The 25,851-nt window shown below is 64.3% G+C and carries 16 protein-coding genes; 8 read left to right on the top strand and 8 right to left on the bottom strand.

Annotated features, from left to right (window positions below; all coding sequences use genetic code 11):
- Nucleotides 1-18: 18 nt before the first annotated feature.
- Complete coding sequence (locus tag ABIB66_RS25785; RefSeq protein WP_354060235.1) at nucleotides 19-486, bottom strand: hypothetical protein; 468 nt, start codon at nucleotides 484-486, stop codon at nucleotides 19-21.
- 416 nt (nucleotides 487-902) lie between these two features.
- On the opposite strand from ABIB66_RS25785, the gene ABIB66_RS25790 reads away from it, so the two are divergent.
- The 6 genes from ABIB66_RS25790 to ABIB66_RS25815 all read left to right on the top strand — a co-directional run bounded on the left by ABIB66_RS25790 (nucleotide 903) and on the right by ABIB66_RS25815 (nucleotide 9,125).
- On the top strand, nucleotides 903-992 hold the full coding sequence (locus ABIB66_RS25790) for a K(+)-transporting ATPase subunit F (protein WP_018454042.1): 90 nt from the start codon (nucleotides 903-905) through the stop codon (nucleotides 990-992).
- 31 nt (nucleotides 993-1,023) lie between these two features.
- Nucleotides 1,024-2,727, top strand: coding sequence for a potassium-transporting ATPase subunit KdpA (kdpA, locus tag ABIB66_RS25795; RefSeq protein ID WP_275169295.1), 1,704 nt, complete (start codon nucleotides 1,024-1,026; stop codon nucleotides 2,725-2,727).
- A gap of 82 nt (nucleotides 2,728-2,809) precedes the next feature.
- Nucleotides 2,810-4,924, top strand: a complete 2,115-nt coding sequence (gene kdpB / locus ABIB66_RS25800; RefSeq protein WP_275169294.1) for a potassium-transporting ATPase subunit KdpB — start codon at nucleotides 2,810-2,812, stop codon at nucleotides 4,922-4,924.
- Nucleotides 4,925-5,076: 152 nt separating this feature from the next.
- Nucleotides 5,077-5,679 carry a K(+)-transporting ATPase subunit C gene (locus ABIB66_RS25805; protein ID WP_275169293.1) on the top strand — a complete coding sequence of 201 codons (603 nt, stop codon included), beginning with the start codon at nucleotides 5,077-5,079 and terminating at the stop codon, nucleotides 5,677-5,679.
- 36 nt (nucleotides 5,680-5,715) lie between these two features.
- Nucleotides 5,716-8,439, top strand: a complete 2,724-nt coding sequence (locus tag ABIB66_RS25810; protein ID WP_354205518.1) for a DUF4118 domain-containing protein — start codon at nucleotides 5,716-5,718, stop codon at nucleotides 8,437-8,439.
- On the top strand, nucleotides 8,436-9,125 hold the full coding sequence (locus tag ABIB66_RS25815) for a response regulator (RefSeq protein ID WP_354060246.1): 690 nt from the start codon (nucleotides 8,436-8,438) through the stop codon (nucleotides 9,123-9,125). Before ABIB66_RS25810 ends, ABIB66_RS25815 begins: the two co-directional genes overlap by 4 nt.
- Before the next feature lie 225 nt (nucleotides 9,126-9,350).
- On the opposite strand, the gene ku is transcribed toward ABIB66_RS25815, so the two are convergent.
- Nucleotides 9,351-10,235 (bottom strand): non-homologous end joining protein Ku, encoded by an 885-nt coding sequence (ku, locus tag ABIB66_RS25820; RefSeq protein WP_354205056.1) that lies wholly within the window; start codon nucleotides 10,233-10,235, stop codon nucleotides 9,351-9,353.
- Between the two features lie 118 nt (nucleotides 10,236-10,353).
- Here ku and ligD point away from each other — a divergent pair, with 118 nt between their 5' ends.
- Complete coding sequence (ligD, locus tag ABIB66_RS25825) at nucleotides 10,354-13,038, top strand: DNA ligase D (protein ID WP_354060248.1); 2,685 nt, start codon at nucleotides 10,354-10,356, stop codon at nucleotides 13,036-13,038.
- Between the two features lie 92 nt (nucleotides 13,039-13,130).
- Here the strand turns inward: ligD and ABIB66_RS25830 are convergent, their stop codons facing one another.
- Entirely contained in the window at nucleotides 13,131-13,295 is a 165-nt protein-coding gene (locus tag ABIB66_RS25830; RefSeq protein WP_007595743.1) for a DUF3309 family protein, read from the bottom strand.
- Nucleotides 13,296-13,479: 184 nt separating this feature from the next.
- Between ABIB66_RS25830 and ABIB66_RS25835 the strand changes: the two genes are divergently transcribed.
- Nucleotides 13,480-13,797 carry a polyhydroxyalkanoic acid system family protein gene (locus ABIB66_RS25835; RefSeq protein ID WP_354205059.1) on the top strand — a complete coding sequence of 106 codons (318 nt, stop codon included), beginning with the start codon at nucleotides 13,480-13,482 and terminating at the stop codon, nucleotides 13,795-13,797.
- A 3-nt stretch (nucleotides 13,798-13,800) separates the two neighbouring features.
- Here ABIB66_RS25835 and treY read toward each other — a convergent pair whose 3' ends face one another.
- The 5 genes from treY to treS are packed head-to-tail and all read right to left on the bottom strand — an operon-like array spanning nucleotide 13,801 to nucleotide 25,846.
- Nucleotides 13,801-16,587: a malto-oligosyltrehalose synthase gene (gene treY, locus ABIB66_RS25840; protein WP_354205060.1), complete on the bottom strand. Its 2,787-nt coding sequence runs from the start codon at nucleotides 16,585-16,587 to the stop codon at nucleotides 13,801-13,803.
- 1 nt (nucleotide 16,588) lies between these two features.
- Nucleotides 16,589-18,343: a malto-oligosyltrehalose trehalohydrolase gene (gene treZ / locus ABIB66_RS25845; protein ID WP_354205062.1), complete on the bottom strand. Its 1,755-nt coding sequence runs from the start codon at nucleotides 18,341-18,343 to the stop codon at nucleotides 16,589-16,591.
- Nucleotides 18,340-20,418 (bottom strand): glycogen debranching protein GlgX, encoded by a 2,079-nt coding sequence (gene glgX, locus ABIB66_RS25850; protein ID WP_354205064.1) that lies wholly within the window; start codon nucleotides 20,416-20,418, stop codon nucleotides 18,340-18,342. Before glgX ends, treZ begins: the two co-directional genes overlap by 4 nt.
- 3 nt (nucleotides 20,419-20,421) lie before the next feature.
- Nucleotides 20,422-22,560, bottom strand: a complete 2,139-nt coding sequence (gene glgB / locus ABIB66_RS25855; protein WP_354205066.1) for a 1,4-alpha-glucan branching protein GlgB — start codon at nucleotides 22,558-22,560, stop codon at nucleotides 20,422-20,424.
- Nucleotides 22,553-25,846 carry a maltose alpha-D-glucosyltransferase gene (gene treS / locus ABIB66_RS25860; protein ID WP_354256067.1) on the bottom strand — a complete coding sequence of 1,098 codons (3,294 nt, stop codon included), beginning with the start codon at nucleotides 25,844-25,846 and terminating at the stop codon, nucleotides 22,553-22,555. Before treS ends, glgB begins: the two co-directional genes overlap by 8 nt.
- Nucleotides 25,847-25,851: the final 5 nt, after the last annotated feature.

The following is a 25,851-nucleotide window of genomic DNA, read 5'->3' on the forward strand; positions in this document are numbered from 1 at the left end:
CGTCAGGACCGCGCCCCACTAGCCGAAATTCTCGCAGCCGACCGGCTCATAGAGCGGGTCAGGCGCGGAACGAACAGTGGGAACGCTCGGACGCGAGACGGCCAGGATCGATGCCTCGACCTCGACGAAGGCCGACAGCAGCGCGAGCGCGAGATCGGCGTGGTGGGCTTCGACCGCGGCGTCGAGCCAGTCCGGCAATTCGCGCTCGCGCGAGAGAGCACAGTGCCATTCGCCCTCGTCATAGGCGATGCGGCGGACCTGCCAGAGTGGCAGCTCCAGCTCCATCAGTGCCAGCGCGGCATCGGCCCAGGCCTCGACATCGACCAAGCGCATGATGCGTGCGGTGCGTTCGCTTTGTCCAAGCGAAGGGAAGCGACGGCAGGCGTGCGCGATGATGTCGAGCATCAAGGGCCGCGTCATCGCCTGCGTGCTGCGCAAGCGGTCGCTGAGTGACGGCGGTTCGTGGTGTCGGCGGGCGGCGGTCATGTCAGGCCTCCTGGATTGGCGTCGGTCAGTCGGCCGGCCTCTCCAAGATGGCCAAAACGGCATTTGAAAACGAGATGGGGACGGGGCGGGAGATATAGCGATTTCATAAGTGTGGGCATCGGACCGCCGCCGGCCTTTATGCGATTCCTATAACTTCGCCACGGCCCTCGTCTCGAAAACCTATCCCCGCGGTGGCACTTCAGCCCGGTCAAAAGTCCCGGTAGGCCCCGTGGAAATGCACCGGCATTCCTTTCACGCGCCGACCGGGTCTCCCAAGAAAACGGTTGCACCGAAATCAAGGGCGCAACGAGGAGTATCTCCATGATGGACATTCTGATGCTGGCGCTGGGCTTCGGCTTCTTCGCGCTCGCGATCGGTTACACCTACGCCTGCGAACGGCTTTGAGGGAGCGGACCATGATCTTCGATTATTCGCTCGCCGGTGCCGTCTCGCTCGGTCTCCTGTTCTACCTCACTTACGCGCTGCTGCGGCCCGAGCGGTTCTGATCGTGCTTACGAAGCCTGAAGGGTTAATTCCATGACTGTGATCGGTTGGCTCCAGATCATTCTTTTCTGCGTCATTATCGTTGCGCTGACAAAACCGCTCGGCTGGTACATGACGCGCGTGTTCAACGGCGAGCGGACCTTCCTGTCGCCGGTGCTGCGTCCGATCGAGGCCGGCATCTACTGGTTCTCCGGCGTCGACGAGAAGCGCGAGCAGCATTGGCTGACCTATACGGTCGCCATGCTTTTGTTCCACGTCGGCGGCTTCCTCATCATCTATGGCGTGATGCGGCTGCAGGATGTACTGCCGTTCAATCCGGCCGGGCAGTCGGCGGTCGCCGCGGATTTGTCCTTCAACACCGCGATCTCCTTTATCACCAACACCAATTGGCAGAACTACGGCGGCGAGAGCACGATCTCCTATCTCGTGCAGATGCTTGGCCTGACGCACCAGAACTTCCTGTCGGCGGCGACCGGCATCGCCCTCGCGGTGGCGCTGATCCGCGGCTTCTCGCGCGCCTCAATGCGCACGATCGGAAATTTCTGGGTCGACGTCACGCGCTGTACGCTCTACGTACTGCTGCCGATCTGTATCGTCTACACGCTATTCCTGGTCTGGCAGGGCATGCCACAGACGCTTGGTGACTATGTCGAGGCCACCACGCTCGAAGGCGCCAAGCAGACCATTGCGGTCGGGCCGGTCGCCTCGCAGGTCGCGATCAAGATGCTTGGCACCAATGGCGGCGGCTTCTTCAATGCCAACGCGGCGCACCCGTTCGAGAACCCGACCGCGCTGTCCAACTTCATTCAGATGCTGTCGATCTTCACGCTTGGCGCCGCGCTCACAAACGTGTTCGGTCGTATGGTCGGCAACCAGCGCCAGGGCTGGGCAATCCTGTCCGTGATGGGCGTGCTGTTCCTCGCTGGGGTCGCCATCACCTATTGGGCGGAGGCCAACGGTACTTCGACCATGCACGCGCTCGGCCTGACCGGCGGCAACATGGAAGGCAAGGAGGTTCGCTTCGGCATCGTGGCGTCCTCCCTGTTCGCCGTGATCACGACGGCCGCCTCCTGCGGCGCTGTCAACGCCATGCATGACAGCTTCACCGCACTCGGCGGCATGATTCCGCTGATCAACATCGAGCTCGGCGAGATCGTCGTCGGCGGCGTCGGCGCCGGCATGTACGGCATGCTGCTGTTCGTCATCCTCGCGATCTTCGTGGCGGGCCTGATGGTCGGTCGCACGCCGGAATATGTCGGCAAGAAGATCGAGGCGCGCGAGGTCAAGATGGCAATGCTGGCCATCCTGGTGCTGCCGCTGATGATCCTCGGCTGGACCGCGGTCGGCGTGGTCTATCCGGCGGCGGTCGCCTCGATGGCGAATGCCGGCCCGCATGGCTTTACCGAGGTGCTCTATGCCTTCACCTCGGCGACCGGCAACAACGGCTCGGCCTTCGCAGGCCTCACCGGCAACACCTTCTTCTACAACCTCACGCTGGCAAGCGCGATGTTCGTCGGCCGCTTCTTCATGATCATCCCGGCGATGGCGATTGCGGGCTCGCTGGCCGCCAAGAAATCCATCCCGCCGTCCGCGGGTACCCTCCCGACCACCGGCGGGCTGTTCGTTGGCCTCGTCGTCGGCGTGATCCTGATCATCGGCGGCCTGACCTTCTTCCCTGCCCTCGCTCTCGGTCCCATCGTCGAGCATCTCGCGATGAACGCCGGCCAAATCTTCTGAACAACAAGTGTTCTGAACAGCAAATCTTCTGAACAGCAAGTGTTCTGATCGACAGCCTTCTGATTGTTTTGGAGTGACCTCCATGGATACCATGAAACTGCAAAAACGCGCGTCCGTCTCGGCGATGCTCGATCCCAAGATCGTCGTGCCTGCGATCCGCGCGTCCTTCACCAAGCTCGATCCGCGCTTGATGATCAAGAACCCCGTGATGTTTGTGGTCGAGATCGTGGCCGCGCTCACCACTGTGATCTTCCTGCGCGATCTCGTCACGGGCGGCGCGAATCTCGGCTTTACCTTCCAGATCATCGTCTGGCTCTGGTTCACGGTGCTGTTTGCCAATCTTGCCGAGGCCGTGGCCGAAGGCCGCGGCAAGGCGCAGGCGGAATCGCTGCGCAAGACCCGCACCGAGAGCCAGGCCAAGCTGCTGGCCGGCGCCGGCCAGGCCTTCAATCTCGTGCCGGGCACCAGCCTCAAGGTGGGGGACGTTGTGCTGGTCGAGGCCGGCGATACCATTCCCTCCGATGGCGAGGTGATCGAGGGCGTCGCGTCCGTCAACGAGGCCGCCATCACCGGCGAGTCCGCACCCGTGATCCGCGAATCCGGCGGTGACCGTTCGGCAGTGACCGGCGGCACCCAGGTGCTGTCCGACTGGATCCGCGTGCGGATCACCGCAGCACAGGGCTCGACCTTCATCGACCGCATGATCAAGCTGGTCGAGGGCGCCGAGCGGGCGAAGACCCCGAACGAGATCGCACTCAACATCCTGCTGGCCGGCCTCACCATCATCTTCGTGTTCGCCACCGTCACCATCCCGAGCTACGCGGCCTATGCCGGCGGCTCGATCTCGGTGGTCGTGCTGGTCGCGCTGTTCGTCACGCTGATCCCGACCACGATCGGCGCGCTGCTGTCGGCGATCGGCATCGCCGGCATGGACCGCCTGGTCCGCTTCAACGTGCTGGCGATGTCCGGCCGTGCCGTCGAGGCCGCCGGAGACGTCGACACGCTGCTGCTCGACAAGACCGGAACGATTACACTCGGCAACCGCCAGGCGACCTCCTTCCGCCCGGTGCGCGGCGTCACCGAGCAGGAGCTCGCGGACGCGGCCCAGCTCGCCTCGCTCGCCGACGAGACCCCGGAGGGCCGCTCGATCGTGGTGCTGGCCAAGGAGAAATACGGCATCCGCGGCCGCGACATGGCCGAGTTGGGAGCCACCTTCATCCCATTCACGGCGCAGACTCGCATGAGCGGTGTCGCTGCCGGCGGCTCGTCGGTGCGCAAGGGCGCGGTCGATGCGATCCTCAACTATGTCGGTGGCGGTGCACCGCTGGCGGTCGCCTCAGGCAACACGGCTCGTTCCATCCAGCCCGCCGGGTTCTCGGACATCGGCCGCGAGATCCAGACCATCGCCGACGACATATCGAAGGCCGGCGGTACGCCGCTGGCGGTCGCCAGGGACGGCAAGCTGCTCGGCGTCATCCAGCTCAAGGACATCGTCAAGGGCGGCATCCGCGAGCGCTTTGCCGAGCTGCGACGCATGGGTATCCGCACCGTCATGATTACCGGTGACAATCCGATGACGGCCGCCGCGATCGCAGCGGAAGCCGGCGTCGACGACTTCCTGGCGCAAGCGACCCCCGAGGACAAGCTCAAGCTGATCCGCGACGAGCAGGCCAAGGGCAAGCTGGTGGCGATGTGCGGCGACGGCACCAACGACGCGCCGGCGCTCGCGCAGGCGGACGTCGGTGTCGCCATGAACACGGGCACGCAGGCGGCTCGCGAGGCCGGCAACATGGTCGACCTCGACTCCAATCCGACCAAGCTGATCGAGGTGGTCGAGATCGGCAAGCAGCTGCTGATGACGCGCGGCGCGCTGACCACGTTCTCGATCGCCAACGACGTCGCGAAGTATTTCGCGATCATCCCGGCGATGTTCCTGGCGTTCTACCCCCAGCTCAACGTGCTCAACGTCATGAACCTGTCGAGCCCGCAGAGCGCCATCCTGTCGGCGATCATCTTCAACGCGCTGATCATTATCGCCCTGATCCCGCTGGCGCTGAAGGGCGTCGTCTATCGTGCGGTCGGCGCGGGCGCACTGCTCCGGCGCAATCTGCTGATCTACGGCCTCGGCGGCATCGTCATTCCCTTCATCGGTATCAAGGCGATCGATCTCGTCGTCGTTGCCTTGCACCTGGCTTAACGTCATTGCGAGGAGCGAATCTCTCTGTCATTCCGGGGCGCCTCGGAGAGGCGAACCCGGAATCTCGAGGTTCCGGGTTCGATGCTTCGCATCGCCCCGGAACGACGGCAGGGATGCTCCGCTCGAGATGGCGAAATAACTGGAGACCTAACATGCTCAGAGAAATCCGCCCCGCCATTGTCCTGCTGCTGGTGCTCACCGCCATCACTGGCTTGGCCTATCCGCTCGCGATGACCGCTATTGCCGGCGCAATCTTCCCGGTGCAGGCGCAGGGCAGCCTGATCGAGAAGGACGGCAAGGTGATCGGCTCCGCCCTGATCGGGCAGGAGTTCAAGGACGACAAATATTTCCACGGCCGCCTCTCGGCGACGGTAGCCCCTGATCCGAGCGATTCGACCAAGACCGTGCTGGCGCCCTACAACGCCGCCAATTCGGGCGGCTCCAATCTCGGCCCGACCAGCAAGGCGCTGGCCGACCGGCTGAAGGATGATGTGGACAAGCTCAAGGGCGAGAATCCGAATGCCGCCGTGCCGGTCGACCTCGTGACGACCTCAGCCAGTGGCCTCGATCCGGATATCTCGCCGGAAGCGGCGCAATTCCAGGTGCTGCGGGTAGCAAAGGCGCGAAACGTGCCGGAGGATCAGGTCAGGCAAATGGTGGCCTCCAACATCCAAGGCCGTCTGCTCGGCCTGATCGGCGAGCCCCGCGTCAACGTGCTGGCTCTGAATCTCGCGCTCGATCGTGCCACGAAGTAGTCTAGGCTAGGCCCGCGCGGATGTTATATTGACTTGATGGTCCGAGAGCGCCGCGATCCCGAACAACGTCCTTCGCCCGAGGCGCTGCTGGAAGCTGCGCGCCGGGAGGAAGGCGTGAGCGGCAAGCTGAAGATCTTCGTCGGCGCCGCTCCCGGCGTCGGCAAGACCTACGAGATGCTGCAAAGCGCCCACGCCAAGCGCAAGGCCGGCATCGACGTCGTGGTCGGCTTCGTCGAGACCCATGGCCGGGCCGAGACCGAGGCGCTGGTGCGCGGGCTGGAAGTGATCCCGCGCAAGAAGCTCGATTACCGCGGCCAGATTGTCGAGGAACTGGATCTCGACGCCGTGATCGCGCGCCGGCCGAAAATCGCGCTGGTCGACGAACTCGCTCACACCAATGCCGCCGGCAGCCGCCATCCAAAGCGTTATCTCGATGTCGAAGAACTGCTGTCCCACGGCATCGACGTCTACACCGCCGTCAATATCCAGCACATCGAGAGCCTGAACGACGTCGTCGCCCAGATCACCCATGTGCGGGTACGCGAGACCGTGCCGGATTCGGTGTTCGACCGCGCAGACGCCATCGAGCTGATCGACCTCACGCCTGACGACCTGATCCAGCGGCTGAAAGAGGGCAAGGTCTATGTCCCCAGGCAGGCCGAGCGGGCGCTGGAGCATTATTTCTCGCCCGGCAACCTGACCGCGCTGCGCGAACTCGCGCTGCGGCGCACGGCCGAACGGGTCGACGAGCAGCTGCTCACTCACATGCAGGCGAACGCGATCGCCGGTCCTTGGGCCGCGGGCGAGCGCATCCTCGTCTGCATCAGCGAAGATCCGTGCGCGGCCAGCCTCGTTCGCTACACCAAGCGGCTGGCCGACCGGCTGCACGCGCCGTTCATTGCGGTGTCGATCGAGACGCGGCGTTCCCTGCAAATGTCCGATGAGGAGCGCGACCGGCTGGCCGATACGCTGCGGCTCGCAGAATCGCTCGGCGGCGAGGCGCTGACGATTCCGGGCGTCGGCCGCCGCATCGCCGACGACGTCGTCAACTTCGCGCAAGGCAACAACGTCACCCAGATCGTGATCGGCAAGTCGACGCGCTCGCTCTGGTTCGAGATGACGCGCGGCTCCGTCGTGCACGATCTGGTGCGCCGCGCCGGGAATATCAGCGTACATGTCATTCCTGGCGACGAACTCACGAGCGAGCCGGCGCCGAAGACGGCGGTGCAGACCGCAACGCGATCGGACCCGTTCGATGCGCGACCCTACCTGAAGGCACTCGGGATCACCGCGCTTGGCCTCGCTGCCGCCGTGGCCATCAAGCCCTATTTCGGCATTGAGAACGTCGACCTGATGTTTCTGACCGCCGTGGTGACGGTTGCCGTGCGCTACGGATTGTGGCCGTCGTTGCTTGCGAGTGTCGCGGCGTCGCTCGCCTACAATTTCTTCTTTCTGCCGCCGGTCTATACCTTCACCATCACCGATCCGACCAATGTCGCGGCGTTCTTTTTCTTCATGCTGATTGCGTTCGTAGTGTCGAACGTGGCGGGGCGGGTACGTACCCAGGCCGATGCTGCGATCGGCCGCATCCGGACCACCGAGCAGCTCTATGCTTTCAGCCGCAAGCTCGCCGGCACCGGCACGCTCGACGACGTGCTGTGGGCGACCGCCTACCAGATCGCGCTGATGCTGAAAGTCCGCGTGGTGCTGCTGTTGCCGGACGAGGGCCTGCTCACGGTGAAGTCGGGCTATCCCCCCGAGGACGATCTTGATCAGGCCGACCTTGCCGCCGCCAACTGGGCCTGGAGCAATGATCGCCCTGCAGGCCGCGGCTCGGACACGCTGCCGGGTGCAAAACGGCTGTTCCTGCCGATGCGCACCGGGCGCGGCCCGATCGGCGTCATCGGCATCGACGACGACCGCACAGGTCCCTTGCTGACGCCCGACCAGCGCAGGCTGCTCGACGCGCTGGTCGATCAGGGCGCGCTGGCGATCGAGCGCGTGCTGCTGGTCGAGGACGTCGATCGCGTCAAGCGCTCCGTCGAATCCGAGCGGCTACGTTCCGCATTGCTCACCTCGATTTCACACGACCTGAAGACACCGCTCGCATCCGTGCTGGGTGCGGCCTCGACCATGCGCGATCTCGCCAGCGCGCTCTCCGAGACCGAGAAGCGCGACCTGCTCGCGACGGTTATCGACGAATCCGAACGGCTCAACCGCTTCATCGCCAATCTGCTCGACATGACCAAGCTCGAATCCGGCGCCATCGTGCCCAACGCTGCGTTGCACGATCTCGGAGAGATCGTCGGCAGCGCGCTCCGGCGTGCAGCCAAGATCCTCACCGCCCACAAGGTGGAGCTGGAGTTGGCCGCAGACCTTCCTATGCTCCAGCTCGATGCCGTGCTGTTCGAGCAGGTGCTGTTCAACCTGCTCGACAACGCCGCCAAATATTCGCCGCCCCACGCGACCGTCTCGATTCGCAGCCGGCGCGACAGCGATCATGTGGTGCTCCAGATTGCCGACGAGGGCGACGGCATTCCGTCCGAGGAGCTCGAGAGCGTGTTCGACAAGTTTTATCGCGTGCAGAAGGGTGACCATGTCCGGCCCGGCACCGGGCTCGGGCTCGCCATTTCCCGCGGCTTCGTCGAGGCGATGCATGGCACGATCTCGGCCGCGAATCGCAGCGACCGGAGCGGTGCGGTTCTGACCATCCGTCTGCCCATTCCGGCCCGGACCCGCGCATTGGATACCGCCGCATGAGCGCTGCCCCGATCAAAGTGCTGGTCATCGACGACGAGCCGCCGATCCGCAAGTTGCTGCGGATGGGGCTCTCGACGCAGGGCTATGAGATCCTGGAGGCGTCGAACGGCAAGACCGCGCTGGAGAAGCTCAGCGAGGGTCCCGCGCTGATCATCCTCGATCTCGGCCTGCCCGACATCCAGGGCCATGAGTTGTTGCGCACCATCCGCGCCCGCAATGAAGCTGTGCCGATCGTGGTACTGTCGAGCCGTGGCGACGAGGCCGGCAAGGTGGAGGCGCTCGATCTCGGCGCCGACGATTACCTGACAAAGCCGTTCGGCATGGACGAGCTGCTGGCGCGCCTGCGCGCCGCGCTGCGGCACCAGCTTCAGATCCAGGGCGAGCGCCCGGTGTTCCGTGCCGGCGATCTCTCGGTCGATCTGGTGCGCCGGATCGTCAAGGTCGGCGAGCGCGACGTCAAACTGTCGCCGAAGGAATATGACCTCCTGCGCGTGCTGGTGCAGCACGCCGGCAAGGTGCTTACCCACCGCTTCCTGCTGAGGGAGCTCTGGGACGAACTGACGGATGCACAATATCTGCGCGTCTATGTCCGCCAGCTGCGGCAGAAGATCGAAGCCGATCCGGAACGGCCGCAATATGTGCTGACGGAGACGGGGATTGGGTATCGACTGAAGTCGGCGGATTAGGCTGCCCACGTGCGACGATCCGTCATGGCCGGGCTTGTCCCGGCCATCCACGTCCTGATGTGGGGGACCCGAGAACGTGGATGCCGGGACAAGCCCGGGCATGACGACCGAAATGGCGGCGCAAGCCTGCATCAACATCGTCATTGCGAGCGCAGCGAAGCAATCCAGAATCCCTCCGCGGAAAGATACTGGATTGCTTCGCTGCGCTCGCAATGACGGAGCAGGTCAGCTCGCCTTCCTCTGGCGCGCCGTCGACCGATGCGTCTTCTTCGCGGCGCGCGTTCGCCCCGACGCCCGGCGCGCATGGGACTTCGCCGCGGTCTTCTTCCCGCCGCGGCCCTTCAGGCTCTGCTTCAGCGCATCCATCAGGCTGACGACATTGCTCGGCTTCTCCTCGGGCTCCGGCAGTTCGATCGTCTTGCCGCTGGCCTTGCGCTTCACCAGGGCCTTCAGCGCGTTCTCGTAGTCGTCCTTGAACTTGCTGGGATCGAAATGGGAAGCCTTGGTCTGGAGGATGTGGCCCGCGAGCTCGACCATGTCCTTGGCGATCTTCGGGCTCTTGATATCGTCGAAGAACTGGTCTTCGTCGCGCAGTTCGTAGGGGAAGCGCAGCGTGGTGCCGAGCAGACCTTTGCCGAGCGGCTCGATCGCGATGATGTGCTCGCGATTGGTGAGCACGATCTTGGCGAGCGCGACGCGATCCTGGTCCTTCATGGCGTCGCGGATCACGGCAAAGGCATCGACTGCGGCCTTGCCGTCGGGCGCGATGTAGTAGGGATGGTTGAGATAGCGCTGGTCGATCTCGTCGCTCGGCACAAAACTCTCGATGTCGATGGTGTGGTTGCTCTCGATCTGGACCGCTTCGAGCTCCTCCGGCTCGATCTCGACGTATTTACCCTTGCGCAGCTCGTAGCCGCGTCCCTTCTGGTCGCTTTCGACGACGTCGCCGGTCTCGGCGTCGATCATCTGCTGCTTCAATCGGTTGCCGGTCTCGCGGTTGATCATGTGAAACCGCGTCTTCTCGGCCGCGGTGGTCGCCGGATAAAGCACAACGGGGCAACTGACCAGCGAGAGCTTCAACGTTCCCTTCCAATAGGCGCGCGGTGCCATTCCGTTCTCCAGCGTCTTCGAGTCAGTTTGGAACCCCAACCGTCCCGCGGGGTTTTGGTTCCGGGTGGGGTGCGGGCCGTGATAGGCTTCCACGCCGAAAGAGAATCCGGGACCAGTCGTGCTGCAAAAGCTCTCCAAGTATCGACAGAAACGTGATTTCGAGAAGACGCCGGAGCCGTCGGGAAAGACCGCGGTGGCGCAATCGAAGCAGCGGCGCTTCGTGATCCAGAAACATGACGCCTCGCGGCTGCACTACGATCTGCGGCTCGAGTTCGACGGCGTCTTCAAGTCCTGGGCGGTGACGAAAGGGCCCTCGCTCGATCCGCACGACAAGCGGCTGGCCGTCGAGGTCGAGGACCACCCGCTCGACTATGGCGACTTCGAGGGTACGATTCCGGAGGGCCAATACGGCGGCGGCACGGTCATGCTGTGGGACCGCGGCACCTGGGAATCCGAAGATCCCGAACGCGGTTTCAAGAAGGGCGATTTGAAATTCACCCTGCATGGCGAGAAGCTGCACGGTAGCTGGGTCCTGGTGCGCATGCGCAACGACCGCACCGGCGGCAAGCGGACCAATTGGCTCTTGATCAAGCATCGCGACGAACATGTCCGCGAGGGCGCAGACAACGACATTCTCGAGGAGGACAAGTCGGTCGCCTCCGGCCGTGCGATGGAGCAGATCGCCGGAGGCAAAGGCCGGGCGCCAAAACCGTTCATGCTGGCGAAGGGCACCAAGGCCAAGGCCGACGCGGTCTGGCAGTCCAACCGGGCGGACGAGGCGAAAGAGCGCACGGTCAAGCCGGCACCCCGCGCGGCGTTGAAGACCGGCAAGACGGCAAAGAAGAAAGCCACAACCGCGACGACCGCGAAGAAGGCGGAGATGCCGGATTTCGTCGCGCCGCAGCTCTGCACCTCGGTCGAGCGCCCGCCGGGTGGCGATGGCTGGTGCCACGAGATCAAGTTCGACGGCTACCGCGTGCAGCTGCGGGTCGAGGGCGGCAAGGCGACGTTGAAGACGCGCAAAGGCCTCGACTGGACCGAAAAATTCGCAAGCATCGCGAAGGAAGCGGGCGCGTTGCCGGATTTGATGATCGACGGCGAAATCGTCGCGCTCGACCACAATGGGGCACCGAACTTTTCGTCGCTTCAGGCGGCGCTCTCGGACGGCAAGACCGACGAGCTCATCTTCTTCGCTTTCGACCTCCTGTTCGTCGAACGCCTCGATTTGCGGCGGCTGCCGCTCGGGGAGCGCAAGGACCGCCTCAAGGAGCTCCTGGAGGCACGCAAGAAAAAATCGAGCCAGATTCGCTATGTCGAGCATTTCGAAAGCGGCGGCGACGCCGTGCTGCAATCGGCCTGTAAGCTCGAGCTCGAGGGCGTGGTGTCGAAGAAGCTGGACGCACCTTATCGTTCGGGGCGGACAGAAAGCTGGACCAAGGCCAAATGCCGTGCCGGCCATGAGGTCGTGATCGGCGGCTACAAGACCACCAATGGTAAATTCCGTTCGCTGATGGCCGGCGTGCACCGCGGCGATCATCTCGCCTTCGTCGGGATGGTCGGAACCGGCTTCGGCGCCGACAAGGTCAAGCGCATCATGCCGTCCTTGAAGGCTATGGAGGCCAAGCAAAGCCCCTTTGGCGGCAAGAACGCACCGAAAAAAGCGCGCGAGGTGCACTGGCTGAAGCCGGAGCTTGTGGCGGAGATCGAGTTCGCCGGCTTCACTGCCGACGGCAACATCCGCCAGGCCGCCTTCAAGGGTCTGCGGCAGGACAAGCCGGCGGAGGAGGTCGAGGCCGAGACACCGGTCGATACCGAGCTTGCCGAGCCCTCGACCAAGCGGCGTGCCAAGCCGCGCGCGCAAGCGAAGACCGGCGCACGAACGGCGCAAGGTGGCAGTGCCGAAGTGATGGGTGTCGTCATCTCCAAGCCGGACAAGGAGCTCTGGCCGGACGACGGCAATGGCGATCCCGTCACCAAGCTGGATCTCGCGCGCTATCTCGAAGCCGTCGGCGAGTGGATGATCGTGCACCTGAAGGGCCGGCCATGTTCGCTGATCCGCGCCCCTGACGGCATCAAGGGCGAATGCTTCTTCCAGCGCCACGCCATGCAGGGCACGTCGAACCTCCTGGAGCTCGCGCGGGTCTCCGGCGACCGCAAGCCTTATTTGCAGATCGATCGCATCGAGGGGCTCGCGGCCGTGGCGCAGATCGGCGGCGTCGAGTTGCATCCCTGGAATTGCGCGCCTTACGCCTACGATACTCCGGGCCGGCTGGTGTTCGATCTCGATCCCGCGCCCGACGTCGTCTTCGCCGACGTCGTCGAGGCCGCCAAGGAGATGCGGCAGCGGCTGACCGACATCGGCATGGAGAGCTTCTGCAAGACCACCGGCGGCAAGGGCCTGCACGTCGTGGTACCGCTGCGACATGGCGCGCGCGACCAGGTGAGCTGGAAAGAAGCCAAGGCCTTCGCGCAAGGTGTCTGCCAGTGGATGGCGGACGACAATCCCGAGCGCTATCTGCTCAACATGTCGAAGAAGCTGCGAATGGGAAAGATCTTCCTGGACTATTTGCGCAACGATCGCATGTCGACGGCGGTGGCCCCGCTGTCGCCGCGTGCGCGCGCCGGTGCCACTGTGTCGATGCCGCTCACCTGGGCGCAGGTGAAGACCGATCTCGATCCGAAGCGCTACACGCTGCGTAGCGTGCCCGGCCTGCTGCCGCGGTCGAAGGCGTGGGATGGTTATGACGATGCGGCCGTGTCGATCAAGGCAGCGATCAAGAAGCTGGCGGATAAAAAGAAGTAGGGTGGGTTAGCGAAGCGTACCCACCCCTTCTGTTGACGCGGAAAGAAAGAGGGGGGTTACGCCTTGCGGCTAACCCACCCTACCGAACCCGGCTAGATCCGTCCCAGCAGCAGCAGGATCAGCAGGATCACGATGACGAGCCCGAGACCGCCGCCGCCGTAATAGCCGGTGCCGTAGAACGGGCCGCCGCCGATGCCGCTGAAGCCGCCGAGCAGCGCGATGACCAAAATGATCAGAATAATCGTACCGATAGACATGCGAAATCTCCTCCAGCCCTTCGTTGGAAGGGTCGTTGCAACCTGTCCCGTTGTGCGAGGGCAACTTGCCGCAGGTTTTAAAGTTCCCCCAATGAAACACCGGTTGCACGCTCCACTTGCATGGAACCTTTGTGGCACTGGCGGGCATGATTATGTGAGGTTCAATCACTAACCGGGCAGAGCCATGTCAGCACCGCTTGTCGTCTCCATTCCCCACCGCCTCGGCCGCGAGGAAGCGGTGCGCCGTCTCAAAACAGGGCTCGGCCGCGCTGCCGCCAGCATTCCGGTGATGCAGGTCGAGGAGGAGCGCTGGAACGGCGACAGCATGAACTTCCGCATCCGCGCGCTCGGGCAGATCGCAACGGGGCAGGTCGACGTTGGCGACGATCATGTCAAGGTGCAGGTGGTGCTGCCCTGGCTGCTGCAGCGCTTTGCGGAGATGGCGCAGGCCACGATCCGCAAGCGCGGCCAGCTGCTGTTGGGCAAAGACGCGAAAGGCTAGCGTTCAAGCGCGGCTGCGCTGTCGGACTGGCTTCGCCGCATCCGCGGGGCGCGCCGGGATGACCGAAGCGGGAAAACCGCGAAGCGCCTGCGCGAGCGGCAGATCGTTGCCGGCGAAGCCCGGCACGTTGTAGCCTGTGACGTCGATGGTGGCGTCGAATCCCTCAAACGCCGGCCATTCGCGTCCTGCTTGCGTGAAAGGAGCGAAGTGGCGCCCGACCGCGACGATCGCAGCAGTGCGGCCGTGGCGGCGGGCAAAGGCCACGACATGGTCAGCATGTGCGCCCCGCACCGGAAGCGGCTGGTAGTCGCCTCGCGCGAAAACGTCGGGCAGCTCATTGCGCAGCTTGAGCAGGTGCCGCGTCCAGGCCAGCTTGAGCTGGCCGTCCGGCCAGCTCTTGATCAGATGATTCCAATCCGGATTGTCCAGCGTGCCCAGCGCCGCCTGTCGCGCGGAAAAATCCACCGGGCGGCGGTTGTCGGGATCGACCAGCGACAGGTCCCAGAATTCGGTGCCCTGATAGAAATCGGGCACGCCCGGGAGTGTCGCCTTGAGCGTGAGCTGGCTTAGCGCATTCAGCGCGCCGAGCAGCGCGACGCGGCGTGCCAGGGTTTGCAGCGCCTCCAGGAATTCGCCTGACAGCGCGGGATCGAGGATCTTCGCGATGAAGCTCTTGACGCCGTTCTCATAGGCCTCGTGCGGGTTGAGCCAGCTGGTCTCCTCCTTGCCCTCGCGCGCGGCCTTGAGCGCATAGGCCTGGATACGCTCGACAAAACCGGCATCGGCCGGCACCCGGAGGGACCAGGCGCCGAGCAGGGTCTGGTAGAGCATGTATTCGAACGTGGCCGAAGGAGCGCGCAGATTGCCGTCGAGCGCGAGGTGCGGTGCGTTCAGGACTTTCCAGCGTGACACGGCACTGGTCCATTCGCCGGGAATTTCACTTAAGGCAGCGATCCGCGCGCGGGCGTCCTCGCCGCGTTTGGTGTCGTGCGTGGCGGTCGCCGTCATCCCCTGCGGCCATTCCCTGGCGCGGGTCTGCATGATCTCGTGGAAAGCGGGAATGGTGAGGCCCTTGCTCGCGGGATCGCCGCCGACTTCGTTCAGGGCGAGCAGCCGGTGGAATTGATAGAAGGCGGTGTCCTCCAGCGACTTCGCCATCATCGGCCCGGTGAATTGCTGCACCTTCAGCGCAAACCGACGCACGCGCGGGGCGCTGTGCGGGGGACGGCCGGGCTTGAGCAAATCCATGGTGAGCGCGTCGCGCAGGAAGTCGAAAATGCCTTCGTCCGCGGCGAACCATTGCCGGCGAGCGGCATCGATGGTGTCGTCGATCAGCTTGCGATCGTTCGCCGTTGGCGCGCTTGTCGTCAGGTAGGTCCGGTACACCGGGAAATGCAGCACGTAGAGTTCGAGCGCCTGCCGCAGGCTGTCGGCTGAAAAGTCGCGGGTCGAATAGTGCCCGTTGGCGATGCGCGCAAGCAGGCGCGTCAGAACCGTGAATTCGCTGGTCAGCAACGTCTCCAGCACGCGCCGTTTGGCGTCCTTGACGTAAGGCGCGAGCCGTGGCGACCGGTTGCTGATCTGCCGCCAGGTCTCGTCCAGGGCCTCCAGCCCCTTGGCGTCGACCAGAACGTGAGTGATGGCATTCATCCACTCATAGCCGGTGGTGCCCTGGACGCCGGCGAAATGCGGCAGGCGCTCGTGCTCGCACAGGATTTTCTCGATCACCGTATAGAACGGCTTTGTGGTGCCCTGCGCGTCGCGCACCAGCCGGCGCAGCCGCTGACAATATTGCGCGGGATCGCGCAGGCCGTCGATATGGTCGAGCCGGATGCCTTGCAGTTTGCCATCGGCAATGAGTTGCTTCACCAGCCGGTGCGTGGCGGCGAACGTGCCGGGATCCTCGACGCGCATGCCGGCGAGCCCGTTGACGTCGAAGAAGCGGCGATAGTTGATGTCGCTGGAGGCAAGCCGCCAGTGGCCGAGCTTGTAGTGCTGGCGCTCCAGCAAATGATGCAGCGCCAGCGTCTGCGCGGGGCGGTCCTTGGCGGCGCGATAGGCGCCGAGGCCGCGCGCGATGATATCGGCACTGCCTGCGATCTCCCTAAGCTCCGCCTTGAAGCCGGGCGCTTCCTTGCGGTTGGGACGGCGCAGTCCCGTGTAGCGGGCCGCGAGCGACAGCAGGCGCTTGCCGGCCTCGGTCTCGGCGGCGTCGGCTTCCTTCACGATCATCCGCAGCATCTCGCCATAGCGCTCCGGCGCGATCGGCAATCGATGCTCGAAATACCAGGCGGAAAAACTACCTTCGTCGGGATCGTAGCGCAGCTCGATATCGCCGCTCTCGAGCGCTTCGCCATAGGACGCTCCGAGGATTGGCAGCAGCACGCCGCCGCGGGCGCGGAAAGCCAGTTGATCCCAGTCGATATCGAAGGAAACGGCGTGCGGCGAGGCTTGGCCCCATTCCAGCACGTCCAGCCACCAGGGATTGTCGGCAAAGTGCACGCCGACATGGTTCGGTACGAAATCGATGATGAGGCCGAGCTCGTTCTGCGTTAGCGCCTCGCTCAACCGCGCGAAGGCGGCCTCGCCGCCGAGCTCCGGATTGAATTGGCTGTGATCGACGGTGTCATAGCCGTGGGTCGAGCCCTTGCGGGCCTTCATCACCGGCGAGGTGTAGAGATGCGTGATGCCCAGCGCCTTCAGATAAGGCACCACCGCGGCGGCCTTGTCGAAGTCAAACTCCGCGGTGAGCTGAAGCCGGTAGGTTGCGAGAGGAACGGCTGAAGGCATGTCACCCTCCGAGGCGCCAGACCACCGACCAGGGCGCAAGCCGGTCGCTGGTCGCGCCGCCCCAGATCAGGGTCCCCACGCCGTCGTCGGAATACGCAATGTCCTTGTCGGAGAGATTGGCCACGAGGCGCAGCGTCGTGCCATCTCCCATGTGCCAATGTGCGGTGAGCAGGCCGTTATCGGCCACGGCGCCATCGCCGAACCGCGCGCCTTTCAGTCGTGGCGCGATCTCCTTGTGGCGGAGTGCGAGCAGCTCGCGCACCAGCGCGAGACGTGCACCCTGCTCCGGCGTGTGACCGGTCCAGTCGAGCACGGCCGATTGCAGCGTTGCCGGATCGAGCGGGTCGGGCACCTCGTCGCCGTACGTCTCATAGGCCCAGGCGTATTCGTGCTTGCGCCCCTTGCGCACGGCATCAGCCAGTCCGCCCTGGAAGTCGCAGAAGAACGGGAAGGGCGCGGTGGAGCCCCACTCCTCGCCCTGGAACAGCATCGGTACCATCGGCGCGAGTAGGGTCACCGCGAGTGCGGCTTCGATCTGCTTGGGCGATGCCAGGCTTTCGAGCCGGTCGCCGAGCGGCCGGTTGCCGATCTGGTCGTGATTTTGCAGGAAGTTGACGAAGGTTGCCGGCGGCAGCGCGTCACTCTTCTCGCCGCGCGGCTTCTTGCCCCAGAATTCAGAGATCTCGCCCTGATAGACGAAGCCGGAGGCGAGCGCACGTGCGAGATCGAGCCGCGGCGTTTGATAGTCCGCATAATAGCCGGCCAGCTCGCCCGTCAGCATCACGTGCCAGACGTGGTGGTAGTCGTCGTTCCACTGGCCGCGATATTTACCGTTCGGGGGCTCCTGCGCGGCGTCGAGCAGGCTCGCGCGGTTGTCGCCGTTCTCCAGCACGAGATGGATATGCCGCCCCGTCGCCTTGGCAAGCTCGCCCGCGGCGACGCTGAGGTCTTGCAGCATCGATTGCTCGCCGGGGATCGCCATGATGTGATTGGCGGCATCGAGCCTCAGGCCGTCGAAGCGATAGTCGCTGAGCCACGACAGCGCGTTCTCGACGGCAAAAGCGCGAACCTGCGGCACGCGATAATCGATCGCACTGCCCCATGGCGTGTGCGCGTCGGTGAAGAAGGCCGGCGCGTAACGGCCGAGGTAATTTCCCTCGGGCCCGAAATGATTGTAGACGACGTCGAGGAACACCATCAGCCCGCGCAGATGGGCTTCGTCGATCAGCGTCTTCAAATCATCGGGACGACCATAGGCGCTGTCGGGCGCGTACCACAGCACGCCATCATAACCCCAGCCGCGGCGACCGGCGAAGTCGGCCAGCGGCATCAGCTCGACCGCGGTGATGCCGGTCGCGACGAGATGATCGAGCTTGTCGATCATGGCGCGATAGGTGCCTTCCGCAGTGAAGGTGCCGACATGCGTCTCGATCAGCACCGTCTCTTCCCAGGGACGGCCGCGCCAATCGGATGCGCGCCAGGCGAAGGCGTCATGATCGATCACCTCGCTCGGGCCGAACACGTCGTCGGGCTGGAATGCAGACGCCGGATCGGGCACGTCGATCTCGTCGTCGATCCTGAATTTGTAGTTGCTGCCGACGGGCAGGTCGGCAATGTCGGCGACATACCATCCATCCTGCCGGCGCTGCATCGCGTGTCGTCGGTCGAGCAGGAGATCGACGCGGCGCGCGGCAGGCGCCCACAGCCGGAACGACACGCCGTCCTTCGTCGGCCTCGCCCCGAAGGATGGCCTCATAGCGCCCCCGCGAAAGCGAGCACGGAGCGCGGCGGCGCCTTGCTGTCGCTCCCGGGCAGGAAGTCGACCGTGTTCAGCTTGGCGTCGGTCGTGTTCAGGATTTGCTGCCAGCTCTTGTATTCGGTCAATTTTGGCAATTTGAATGCGATCTCTTCGGGGGCTGCGTTGAGTACGATAAAGATCGCCGCGCTGCCCGGTTCCATCGGCCCCATCACATAGGAGAGAAACCGCCCTTCCGGGAATTTCCAGTCGCTTTCCGTCATTTCGTCACCCGCCGGCGTCAGCCACAGCGCGCCATAGGAGATGCCGTCCTTGGGGCGGCCGTCGAGCCAGCGATGGCTGCGAAGCTGCGAGAATCGGCGGCGGATCTCGGCGAGTTCGGCGACGAAATCGACCATGTCGTCGCCGTCCTTGCCGAGATTGTCCCAGCCGACCCAGCCAACCTCGTTGTCCTGGCAATAGGCGTTGTTGTTGCCCGATTGCGAATTCCCGACCTCGTCACCGGCGAGGATCAGCGGGATGCCCTGCGCCAGCATGAGGCAGGCCAGCACGTTCTTGCGAAGCTGTCGGCGCAAGCTGACGATTTGGGGATCGTCGGTCGGGCCCTCGACACCGCAATTGTTGCTGTGGTTGTCGTTGGAGCCGTCGCGATTGTCCTCGCCATTGGCCTCGTTGTGCTTCTCGTTGTAGCTGAAGAGGTCGGCGAGAGTGAAACCGTCATGCACGGTGATGTGGTTGACGCTGGCGCGCGGCCGCCGTCCATCGTGGTTGAACAGGTCTGAGGACGCCGTCATGCGGCTGGAGATGTCGCCGATCAGGCTGCCTTCGCCGCTCCAATAGCGGCGCATGGCGCTGCGGTAACGGTCGTTCCATTCCGACCATTGCGAGGGAAATGCGCCGACCTGGTAGCCGCCGAGCCCGAGGTCCCAGGGTTCGGCGACGAGCTTGACGCTTGCCAGCACAGGGTCCTGGCGGATCGCGGTCAGGAACGAACTGCCGCGATCATAACCGTTCGGCCCGCGCGCCAGCGTGGTGGCGAGGTCGAAACGGAAGCCGTCGACGTGGCAGACCTCGACCCAGTAGCGCAGGGAATCCATCACCATCTGCAGCACGCGCGGGTGGGTGAGGTTCACCGACGAGCCGCAGCCGGTGAAGTCGTCGTAATAGCGCGGGTTCTCGCGGTTCAGCCAGTAATAGGAGGCGTTGTCGATGCCGCGGTAGCACAGCGTCGGGCCGAGGTGATTGCCCTCGGCGGTGTGGTTGTAGACGACGTCGAGCATCACCTCGATGCCGGCATCGTGCAGGCGTGCGACCGTGGTCCGGAAGGAATCGAGGGCGTTGTCCTGGGCGTAGCGCTGCTCGGGCGCGAAGAAGGACAAAGTGTTGTAGCCCCAGTAATTGGCGAGCTTCTTCTCCACCAGGATGCGGTCATCGACGAAGCTGTGCACCGGCAGAAGCTCCACCGTGGTGACGCCGAGCTTCCTCAGGTGCTCGATCATCGCGGGCGAGGACAGGCCGCCATAGGTGCCGCGCAAATTCGGCGGCACGTCGTCGCGCTTCTGTGTCAGTCCCTTGACGTGAGCCTCGTAGATGATGGTGTCTTCCCAGGGAATGTTGGGCCGGATCTCGCGGCGGCCCCAGTTGAAAGTCTCGTCGACGACGACGGCCTTGGGCATGCCGCGCGCGTTGTCGCGCCGGTCGAACGACAGATCCTCGCGCGGACTTCCGGTGCGATAGGCGAAATGCGCGTCACTCCAGACCAACCGCCCGGAAAGCCGCTTGGCATAGGGGTCGAGCAGCAGCTTGTTGGCGTTGAAGCGGTGGCCCTGCTCGGGCTCGTAGGGGCCATGCACGCGGTAGCCGTAGAGCTGGCCCGGTGAGACGTCGTTGAGATAGCCGTGCCAGACATCTTCGGTGCGCTCCGGCAGCTCGACGCGCTCGAGTTCGCGGCGGCCCTGCATGTCGAACAGGCACAGCTCGACCTTCTGCGCGTTGGCGGAGAACAGCGCGAAATTGGTGCCGCGTCCGTCCCAGCTTGCGCCGAGGCGTGCGGGCGATCCAGCAGTCAGGCGCATCGTTCAGCTTTCCGGAACGAGGAAGATCGCGGCGAGCGGCGGAATGGTGAGCCGTAGCTCGCCATTGACGGCGTGGACTTCGCCGATGTTGCCGACATTGCTGCCGCCGTAATGGGCGGAGTCCGAGTTGAACACTTCCTTCCACTTGCCGCCGAAGGGCGCGCGAACGCGGTAGTTTCGATAGACGTTGGGTGAGAAGTTGACGATCACCATGCACCGGGCCTGCTCGTCAAATCCCTTGCGCAGCCAGGCGAACACGTTGCGGTCGGCGTCGTCGGTGATCAGCCATTCGAAGCCGGCCGGCTCGCAGTCCATCTGGTGCAGGGCGGGCACCGCGCGATAGAGCCGGTTGAGATCGCGGATCAGCGCCTGGATGCCTGAATGGGGCTTGTACTCGAGCAAGTGCCAGTCGAGCGACTGGTCGTGATTCCATTCGCGGCTTTGCGCGATCTCGGCGCCCATGAACAGCAGCTTCTTGCCGGGATGGCCGAACATGAAGCTGTAATAGGCGCGCAAATTCGCGAAACGCTGCCATTCGTCGCCGGGCATGCGCCCCAGGATCGAGCGCTTGCCGTGCACGACCTCGTCATGCGACAGCGGCAGGACGAAGTTTTCCGAAAAGGCGTAGTGCAGGCCGAACAGGATGTCGCCGTGATGATGCTTGCGGTGGATCGGGTCCTTGCTGATGTAGTTCAGCGTGTCGTGCATCCAGCCCATGTTCCACTTGTAGCCGAAGCCGAGCCCGCCGAATTCGACCGGACGCGAGACCTGCGGCCAGGCGGTGGACTCTTCGGCGGCCGTGGTCGCCTGCGGGAAACGCGCGAACAGCTCGGTGTTGAAGCGGCGCAGGAACGCGATCGCCTCGATATTCTCCCGGCCGCCATGCTGGTTCGGAATCCACGCGCCGGGCGGACGGCTGTAGTCGAGGTAGAGCATGGAGGCGACGGCGTCGACGCGCAGTCCGTCGATCGCGTAGCGCTCAAGCCAGAACAGCGCGTTCGACACCAGGAAGTTCGTCACTTCGGTGCGGCCATAATTGTAGATCAGCGTGCCCCAATCGAGGTGACGGCCCTGGAGCGGATTAGCGTGCTCGTACAGCGCTGTGCCGTCGAAACTGCCGAGCCCGTGCGGATCGTCCGGGAAGTGGCCGGGCACCCAGTCGAGCAGCACGCCGACGCCCTCGCGGTGGCAGGCATCGACCAGCGCGGCAAAATCCTCCGGCGTGCCGAAGCGGCTGGTCGGCGCATACAGGCCGGTCGGCTGATAGCCCCACGAGCCATCGAAGGGATGCTCGCTGACGGGGAGGAATTCGAGATGGGTGAAGCCCATGTCACGGGCGTAGGCCGGCAGCTGCTCTGCCAGCTCGCGATAGGTCAGCCATTCATCGCCGTTCTTGCGCCGCCACGAGCCGAGATGCACCTCGTAGATCGACATCGGCGCGGACAGCGCGTTGATGCCGTCGGGCGCCGGTCGCGGCCGCGGCAGATGCGCTTCGTCGAACACGATGGAAGCGGTCTTCGGCCGCACCTCGCTCGCGAAGGCCATCGGATCGGACTTCAGCGGAAGCAGATGGCCATGCGGTCCGATGATTTCGAACTTGTAGTGGTCGCCGGCCTTGGCGTGCGGGATGAACAATTCCCAATAGCCCGCGCCGCGCACCCGCATCGGATGGCGCCGCCCGTCCCAGAAGTTGAAGTCGCCGACCACGGAGACACGCCGGGCGTTAGGCGCCAGCACCACGAAGCCGATGCCATCGATGCCTTCGAGCCGCATCGGATGTGCGCCGAGCTTGTCGTAAAGGCGTTGGTGGGTGCCTTCGCCGAGCAGATAGAGGTCGAAATCGGTCAGGATCGGCGGAAAGCGATAAGTGTCCTCGAATTCGATGACGTTGTCGCCGAACTTCGCGCGGAGCTGATAGTGCTTCGCGCCGTTCGGCAGAGCGCCGATGAACAGGCCGGAATCATGGACGCGATCGAGCTTCGCCACCTCGCCGTGCTCGCCCACCGCTTCGACGTTGGAAGCATCGGGAAGAAACGCGCGCACCACGCTCTTGTCGCCCTCGGGATGCAGCCCGAGATAGTGGAAGGGATCGGAGTGGCGACCCTCGATGATCGCATAGGCCTCGGCAGGGAGTTTAGGCATGGGCTTCGCTCTCGATACTGGACAGAATGCGAAGCAGTCCGGACAGCGGCGCATGGAGCCCCTCAGGCCGGTTGGACAGCTCGTACTCTACTTCCTTAAACGCATGATCAAGCAGGAAAAAGCTTAACAGGCCTGCCGCGGATTGCGGATCTTCCGGCCACAGCCGCCGATCGGTCATGGCGTCGCGGTAGGCGGTGAGGAACGTCGCGGTGGTGCGCTCGCGCCATTCGTCGAGCGCAGCCGTAAGCCGGCCCTGTTCGTCGGAGGCGCCCGTGAGCGCGCGATGGAGCGCCGCGTTAACCGAAAGATCAATCGAGCGGATCAGGCCGGCAACGTCGCGCGCCGCAGGCAGCTTGCGCCGCTTGTCGGCCTGCGGCAAACGCGGATCTCCGTCGAAGTCGATGATGAAGATATCGTCCTTCACGATCAGAGTTTGCCCGAGGCGGAAATCGCCATGATGACGGATGTTCAACCCGCCGATCTCGGAAGGTAATAGCGCATTGAGCCGGCCGGACAGGGACGCGCGCTCCGCGACGAGCTGATTGATCAGCGGTCGATCCGCCTCCCGCAGGCCGTCGGTGCTGGCGGCCAGCCGCTCGAAGACGCGCTCGGCCCGTGCCTTGAGCTCGGATGACCAGCGCTTGATTTGTGCGGAGCCAATCGGCTCCGGCGCGAGATCGCCGGGCTTTGCGGCGGCCAGAGCCACATGCAGCTCGGCGAGCCGCCGGCCGATCTGCGTAATGAAGTGCAGATAGGGCGCTTGCTCCTGGGTCTCGCGGGGCATCTCGCCCGGAGGCAGCACCCGCTGCTCGTCGATATAGCGGTCGAGATAGCCCGCGGTGACGCCCCAGCCGTCGCCCTGGTTCTCGACATAGGCGTGCAGCACGCCGACCGCGCTGCGGCGGTCGTCTTCGACCAGCTCGACGCTGCCGAGCAGTGCCGGCGTATTGGCAAAGCGGGCGATTTCGGTGAGATAGGAGCCGATCTCGATCTCGGGATGGATACCGGCTTCGAGCTGGCGATAGATCTTGGCGACATACTGGTTGTCGACCAGCGCGGTGCTGTTCGACTGTTCGATCGCGCGGATGCGTTCGGGCTCCTTGATGGTGTACTCGGCAAACCGGCTGGTCGCCTTGAACTCCAGCCGCAGATTGTTTTCCTCCACCACCAGGTTCTGCGACAGATTGCGCAGGAACAGGCCAATGAAGATCTGCTCGGTTGCCACATCCAGCAGCGTGCCTTCGCGGGCACCCTGGCGTACGGCGGCGAGCGCCCTGGGATTGAAGCGTTCGCGGTCGAAGCGAACCCATTCGATCTGCATCGGCAGCACGTAGCGCGTGGTGACGTCGCCCTGCGCCGCCTCGAAGAACGCGATCCAGGGCCTGTTGTCGCCGATGTCGCAGAACGGCACCGCCGAGGTCAGCGTCGGTTTGATGTGCTTGGGATTGTGCTCCGGATACCAGCGTGTGCGCGACAGGAAGCCCGGCAGCACCTCATGCTCGAACACGCCGCGCTCGCGCGCCAGCGACACCCAGGTCGAGTTCACCGGCACCACCAGCGTCTCGAATTCCGGCACAGCGCGCGGTGTCACCGGCTCGGACTTGTCGCGCTCGGCGAGCTGGAACCAGTAGAAGCCATAGGGCCCCAGCGTGACCATGTAGGGCAGTTCGCCGATCGCCGGAAAACGCGTGCGGCCGAGCATCTCCTGCGGGATGCGGTCCTTCCAGGGCGACAGATCGAGCTCGGTCGCCTGGGCTGCGCGCGACAGATTGGCGACGCAGAGGATCACCTCGTCGCGGTACTGCCGGACATAGGCCAGCACGGCGCGGTTGGCCGGACGGATGAAGGTCATGGTGCCGCGGCCGAAGGCGAGCGTCGATTTGCGCACCGAGATCAGGCGCTTGGTGGCGCTGAGCAGCGAGGACAGGCTGCGCGACTGCGCCTCCACGTTCACTGATTCATAGCCGTAGACGGGATCCATGATCAGCGGCGCATAGAGGCGGGCAGGGTCGCAGCGCGAGAAGCCGCCATTGCGGTCCGGGCTCCACTGCATCGGCGTGCGCACGCCGTTGCGATCGCCGAGATAGATGTTGTCGCCCATCCCGATCTCATCGCCATAATAGATGATCGGCGTTCCCGGGAAGGACAGCAGCAGCGAGTTCATCAGCTCGATCTTGCGCCGGTCGTTGTCCATCAGCGGCGCAAGGCGCCGGCGGATGCCGACATTGATGCGGGCGCGCGGATCGTTGGCGTAGGTGGTCCACAGATAGTCGCGCTCGACGTCGGTCACCATCTCCAGCGTCAGCTCGTCATGGTTGCGCAGGAACAGCGCCCATTGGCAGCTCGCCGGAATGTCCGGCGTCTGGCGCAGGATGTCGGTGATCGGAAAGCGGTCCTCCTGGGCGATCGCCATGTAAATGCGCGGCATCAGCGGGAAGTGATAGGCCATGTGGCACTCGTCGCCGCGGCCGAAATATTCCTGCACGTCCTCCGGCCATTGATTGGCCTCGGCCAGCAGCAGCTTGCCCTTGGAGTAGGAATCCAGCTCGTGGCGCAGCCGCTTGATGATGGCATGCGTCTCCGGGAGGTTCTCGTTCGAGGTGCCTTCGCGCTCGCAGAGATAGGGAATGGCGTCCAGACGGAAGCCGTCGACGCCGGCGTCGAGCCAGCGCTTCATCACCTGGATCAGGGCGCTGACGACGCGGGGATTGTCGAAATTGAGATCCGGCTGGTGCGAGAAGAAGCGGTGCCAGTAGAACGCGCCGGCCTCGTGGTCCCAGGTCCAGTTCGACTTCTCGGTGTCGGTGAAGATGATGCGCGTGCCCTGGTATTTCTGGTCGGTGTCGCTCCAGACATACCAGTTGCGGGCGCTCGAGCCCGGAGGGCTGCGGCGCGCGCGCTTGAACCAATTGTGCTGGTCCGAGGTGTGGTTGACGACGAGCTCGGTGATGACGCGCAAGCCGCGCTTCTGCGCCTCCTGGATGAAGCGCTTGAAATCCTTCATTGTCCCGAAATCGGGATTGACCGCGCCGTAGTCGGCGATGTCGTAGCCGTCGTCGCGGCCGGGCGAAGGATAGAACGGCAGCAGCCACAGCGCGGTGACGCCGAGCTCCTGGAGATAAGGCAGCTTCTCGGTCAGCCCGGCGAAGTCGCCGATACCGTCCTGATTGCTATCGGCAAACGCCTTGACGTGGAGCTGATAGATAATGGCGTCCTTGTACCAGAGCTCATCCACGATCTCGGCAGCCTCGGCTTTCTTGGTGTCGACGGAAGACAATACGTTCATGGCGT

This window comes from Bradyrhizobium sp. F1.13.3 (genome assembly GCF_040548265.1).
In the GTDB taxonomy this organism is placed as follows: Bacteria; Pseudomonadota; Alphaproteobacteria; order Rhizobiales; family Xanthobacteraceae; genus Bradyrhizobium.